The organism is Trichlorobacter sp. (assembly GCF_030247655.1).
Taxonomy (GTDB): Bacteria; Desulfobacterota; Desulfuromonadia; order Geobacterales; family Pseudopelobacteraceae; genus Trichlorobacter.
The window spans coordinates 1-6,126 of sequence record NZ_JAOTRZ010000184.1 but is presented as its reverse complement, the minus strand read 5'-3'; the positions used below and the strand labels follow the sequence as shown (position 1 = coordinate 6,126).

General features: G+C 53.5%; 3 protein-coding genes. 2 read left to right on the top strand and 1 reads right to left on the bottom strand.

The window, feature by feature from the left end:
* Positions 1-1,964 (bottom strand): GAF domain-containing protein (locus OEL57_RS13170; RefSeq protein ID WP_300741036.1); only part of this gene is annotated, 1,964 nt, incomplete at its 3' end.
* 191 nt (positions 1,965-2,155) lie between these two features.
* Here OEL57_RS13170 and OEL57_RS13165 point away from each other — a divergent pair.
* Positions 2,156-4,216: a sensor domain-containing protein gene (locus tag OEL57_RS13165; RefSeq protein ID WP_300741034.1), complete on the top strand. Its 2,061-nt coding sequence runs from the start codon at positions 2,156-2,158 to the stop codon at positions 4,214-4,216.
* A 68-nt stretch (positions 4,217-4,284) separates the two neighbouring features.
* Positions 4,285-6,126: PAS domain S-box protein (locus OEL57_RS13160; protein WP_300741032.1), on the top strand; the 1,842-nt coding region annotated here is incomplete at its 3' end.

Here is a 6,126-nt window from a genome sequence, read left to right as displayed (position 1 = left end):
TTTTTATGCCCGAACAGCTCTGAATAGGTCAGTTCACCGCTATAGGCGGCAATATTGGTTTTTTTAACCGGCAGTTCCCCCTGGGAGTTCAGCTGCTGTCGGTACAGTGAGTTAAGGGTGTTATAGAGGTTGTTAAAAAAGAACTCCTTACCAGAGCCGGTTGGCCCGGTAATCAAAATAGACGGCAGGCCGATGGTGGCCTCCTGCATGACGTTTTTGCTCCAGAAGGTAATCCTGTTGAAGAGCGGCAGCGAAACGGTATTGATAAAATCGATCACCGCCCGTGATGTGGAACTAACCCCGATGATATTTCCGAGCCGATAGGATGAAACATGGGGATCTTTGTACCCCACATCGGTGGTCAGGCGCTGCACCTCCCCCTGCAACCCCTCAATCCGCTGCAGGTCAGAAAGGTGGCGGGCCGTGAGCGATCCGATGATCTGCAGGATGCGACGATGCTCCTCGGTAAAATAGCTGTAACGCAATGAGTTCAAACAGATGACTGCTATCACCTCACCATCGCAGACCACCGGCACCGCAATCTCGCTCTTCAGCAGATCACTCATAGAGCGATGAAAACCATCTGCTGCACGCTCCTCTTCAACGCTTCCGATTAGCTTCGGCTGCTGACTCCAGGCCACATAACCGGTCAGACTGCGCTCTTCCGGAGCCAATTCAACTCCCCCCACCGGAAAGGGGGGGATATAGCGTTTAAGCCACTCCTTGTTTTTTGCCCCGACAAGCGCTCCCTGCTCATCTTCCACCACCAGCCAGCGCCGACCATCCCGTTCTTCAACCAGGGCAATGCTTCCGGTATCTGCCCCGATCAGCTCAGTTGCCTTGGCCAGCACCTTGGTCAGAAACGGCTGCAGGGCTGCATCCCCCTCATTCAGCAGATCCGTAATCTCGGACAGCACCCGGATCTCCAGATGCTCGCCACCAACCCCGCTGACGACACTTGCAACCATCTCGGCATGGCTCTGCAGAAGCCCCATCTCAAACTCGGAAAAACGATATTCTTCACGACAGAAATAGTTAAGCAGACAGATTACCCGTCGGCTGCGGGGTTCAAAACGGGGCACAACGTACAGGCTGCACAATGACATTTCTTCGGTCAACTCGCGCTTCTGCAGATCATGACGAGCCAGATCATTAATAAAGAGCGGCTTTAACAGACGATCATCGCTGATGATAGCCTGCTCATCCACGTAGCGGGAAATCAGCGAGGCACCCGGCTCCAGCAGGATCGCCCCCAGACGGTCATACTGCATCTGCAGGGCCGGTTCTTCCGCGTAACTGGCCAGCACCTCCAACGCTGCCAAGCCATCACGGGAGACCACCGGCGTCAACACAGACGCCAAAGCAACTTTTTCTACCAGACGAACGGCAGAACGAACCATCTGCCCAGCCGCCTCCCTTTTTTTCGACTCTTCAAGCCGACGGGCCAACTGAACCTGCTGGTGATAACTACGGGCCTCATCCAGACGCTCAGTCACCTGCTGGACAAAATCCGCGAGACGTGACTTGACCTTGCCAGGCAGCACCAGATCGTCATCGACACTGTCAATACAGAGCACACCGATGGAGCGACCACGACTGACCAACGGCAGACAACTGCTGACCGCAAGACCGAATCGACCGGCAACCGCATTATCAAGTGCCCCTGCAGTGTGATCACCGGTTCGAAAACCTGCCGGATACTGACTGATGAACACCCGGGAAACGACAGCATCCTGCGTAATGATCGGAAAAGCCACTTCACGCAGCTCAGCACCGTTTGGGCCGCTGGCAAAAGCACAGGTCAACGCACCGGAAATCAAATCTTCCAGGTAGATCCTGATCAGGTCTACACCGGAAATCAACCGGACGCCTTCGGCCAGAACATAAAGCAGTTCGGTCTGATTCTCCTTTCCGTAACTGTCAATCTTCAATTGTAACGACTGTAAAAATGCGTCTTGGGGCATCATCCCCCTCCTGAGTGCTTTATTAACACGCAAAAGATACACGCTATACACAATGAGGGCAAGCCAACAAAAATCAACACAAAGTTACCGGTCAACAGTTGACTTGATTGCAGTATTTAAATACTATAATTTTTAAATATCCCAATCCCGGCTACGTTTACCAACTGTTTAACCTGTAAAAGGGATCAGCCATGTTCAACACCACCACACCCTATAAACAGGTATTTTCTGCCATACCGGCTCCTGTAATTATACTGGACACACATGGGCATTTCGCCTTTGCCAACAAGGCCGCCTACAAGATCCTCCCCACCTGCATCCCGCTCTCAGACGGCGTAAGCTGCACCCCACCGGACTGGCTTGCCGCTGAAATAGATATATTCCTGAAGCATCAAAAAAATGAACACACCTTTGAGCATTGCCTGCCTCTGGAGAGCTGCCAGCGCCACATTCAATTCACCCTGACCCGCCTGGATCAGGACAAATACCAGAGCGGCATTTTGATCACGCTGCACGATATAAGCCGCCACAAGCGGACCGAGCAAGCCCTGCGCCAGAGCGAAGAACGCTACCGCATGCTGGTTGAACACCAAAGCGACCTGGTGGTCAGAGTTGATATTGATGGCAGACTGCAGTTTGCCAGCCCTTCATTTTGCATGATGTTCGGCATTGATGAAGAGCAGTTGGTTGGGCGGGAACTCTGTCCGATCATCAACAACAGCGGCCAGGGGATGATGAAAGAGGCGATGAAACGACTGGATTGCTATCCCAAGTCCTGTTACTACGAGATAAATTCTCAGACCCTGGATGGACCACGCTGGATCGGCTGGGCCATGAAAGGGGTGGTGGATGGAAAAGGCAGCATAGAAGCCATTGTCGGTATTGGAAGAGACATAACCGACCGTAAAAAAGCAGAAAAAGAGATACTTCAGCTGGCCCATTACGACACCCTGACCGGCTTACCCAACCGCAGCCTGCTCCATGACCGGCTATCCCAGACCATCTCGTTATCCAGCCGCAATGGCTCGTCACTGGCCGTGCTTTTCCTCGATCTTGATCGTTTTAAACATGTAAACGATGCCTTTGGACACCAGATTGGCGACCTGCTGTTGCAAGAGGTAAGCCGCCGTCTGAACAGCTGCGTCCGCGCCACTGACACCGTTGCCAGGATTGGCGGTGATGAGTTTGTAATTATCCTGAACAGCCTTATCAAATGCAGCCAGGCCGGCTCCGTGGCATCCAAAATTATCAACGCCATGAGCCATCCGCTCCAGCTGGGCGGACATGAACTGTATAGCGGTGTCAGCATCGGGGTTGCCGTCTTTCCCGCAGACGGCACCGATGTGGATACCCTGCTCAAACATGCCGATATTGCCATGTATCAGGCAAAGGAGTGTGGCCGCGGCACCTTCAAGTTCTTTTCACCGGATCATAACGAAAAAATGGTGCAACGGATGCAGCTTGAGCAGGCACTGCGCCGGGCCATCGAACACAAGGAACTGTTTCTGGATTACCAACCCCAGATTGATAACACCACCGGCATAATCACCGGTGTTGAAGCACTGGTACGCTGGAATCATCCCCAACATGGCCTGTTACTGCCCGGGCTTTTCATAAGCATTGCCGAAGATACCGGGTTGATTATCCCGCTGGGAGAATGGGTGTTGCGAACAGCCTGTCACCAGGCAAAGGTCTGGCAGCGGGCAGGTCATCGCCAGCTACGGATGGCGGTTAATATCTCGCCGCGCCAGTTTCAGCAGCGGGGGCTGATGCCGATGATTGATGCCATACTCCAGGAGACCGGCTGCGACCCCAAAGGCTTAGAGCTTGAGCTGACAGAAACCACCCTGATGGACAACCCCGACGAAGCCGCTGCCCTGCTCAAGGCACTGAAACGTCGCGGTATCAGCCTTGCTATTGATGACTTTGGCACCGGCTACTCATCACTCAGCCACCTGAAACATTTTCCCATTGATCGCCTTAAAATAGATCGTTCCTTTATTAACGACCTGACCCGCAGTCCTGAAGACGGTGCCATTGTTGAAGCGATCATCGCCATGGCCCATCGGCTGCATCTGGAGGCAGTGGCCGAAGGGGTTGAATATCGTGATCAGTGCACAATGCTCAATAACTGGGGCTGTACAACATCCCAGGGTTTTCTTTTCAGTCGCCCCCTGCCTGCCTCTGATCTGACCAGCCTGCTTGCTTCCAACCAGAACAACATCGCCATACCGGCTGCATTGACACCCTGAACTAACGAGCATCCGATTGACAGCCCACCCTCCAGCGTTTAGTATGTCTTCAGCATCAGGAGGCATCTATGACGCAGGCTTCAGGCAGCTATATACAGGTAGTTGAAGCGCTCCCGACACCAATCCTGCTCCTCAGACAGAACGGCATCATCCTGCATGCCAACGCTCCGGCAATAACCTTGCTGGAGACACTGGAAGGGATCACTCCCCAGGCAGAGTTTACCCTTGCCCCCTGCTGGGTCATGGATGAGCTTGAGATCTACCGTTGCCAAGGTACTGATTGCCATCAAGCCGAAAAGAGCCTGATCAACACCACTAACAGTCACTCCTTTATTCTGATCAGCATTAAACCCCTGAAAACCAGCACTGACGATCTACTGCTGGTCACCATCAACGACCTTTCCAAACTGCACCTGATAGAAGATGGCCTGCGCCAGCTGGTGGAAGGGGTCTCCGAGGCAACCGGGGAACGATTTTTCCAGTTTCTGGTGCTCCATCTTGCAAAGGCACTGGATGCTGATTTTGCCTTCATCGGCGAGTTTGTGGATACCGAGCGAACCACCATTCAGACGGTGGCGGTGGCAGTGGATGGATCTATACATGCCAACTTCAAGTTTCCACTGGCTGACACCCCCTGCGAAAAAGTACTGGCCAATGGGTTGTGTATTTATCACCATGGGGTACCAGAACTGTTTCCTCTTGATCACTTGGCCCTTGAAATGGGCGTTGAAAGCTACATCGGCATCCCTCTGATCAGCTCACACAATACAACCATGGGACCAATGGCGGTCTTCAGTCGTCGTCCAATCCGCGAAAGCCACCTGGCTGCATCCATGCTGCAAATCTTTGCAGTCCGGGCAGCTTCGGAACTGGAACGCCTGCAGTCAGAACGGGCCTTAAAAGAGGCAGAAGCCCGCCTCAAGACCATTGTTGACTCAGTCCATACCGGCATCCTGGTAATTGACCCGGAAAATCACCGGATCGTTGATGTCAATGAAGTTGCCGCCTCCAGCCTGGGTAGAACCCGGGAGGAGATGATCGGAGTATCCTGCCACCGCTTTATCTGCCCCAATGAAGAAGGACAGTGTCCCTTCACCGACCTGCACCAAACACTGGACAATGAAGAGCGAGACCTGATCCGGGCCGATGGCAGCAGGCTATCCGTAATCAAGACCGTCAGCCGGGTGGTGTTGGATGGCCGTGAGCACCTGCTGGAAAGCTTTGTTGATATCAGCAGCCGCAAGCAGGCAGAAAACAAACTGAAGGAGAGCGAAGAGCGCTACCGGATGTTGGTGGAAAATCAGGCGGATCTTGTTATCAAGGTAGATATGGAAGGCGATCTGCGCTTTGTCAGCCCTTCGTTTTGCAGGCTTTTTGGCCAGACAGAGGAGCAATTGTTGGGCAAACAGCTGATGCCGGTCATTCTGCCACCGGAGCAGATCAACAGCGAAGAGAGCTTTGAGCGGATGATCTGCGTCGAAAGCAGTTACTACCGGGAATATCTTTCCCATACGGTGGAGGGAAAACGATGGATCGGCTGGGCCCTGCGTTGCATCCAGAGCCCGACAGGTCAGGCAGAAGCAATCGTTGGCATGGGGCGGGACATCACTGATCGCAAAGAGGCTGAAACCACCATTGAAAAGCTGGCTTACCATGACTCGGTCACCGGCCTGCCCAACCGGACCCTGCTGCATGATCGCCTGCAACTGGCGATCAATCGCGCAGAGCGGGACAATCAGGGCGTGGCAATCCTGTTTCTCGACCTGGACCGTTTCAAGGCGATTAACGACTCCCTGGGCCACGCTGTTGGTGATGCACTTTTGAAGCTGGTGGGCGACCGCCTGCTTGATTGTGTCCGTTCATCTGACACGGTAGCCCGATTGGGTGGCGACGAATTTGTAGTACTGATC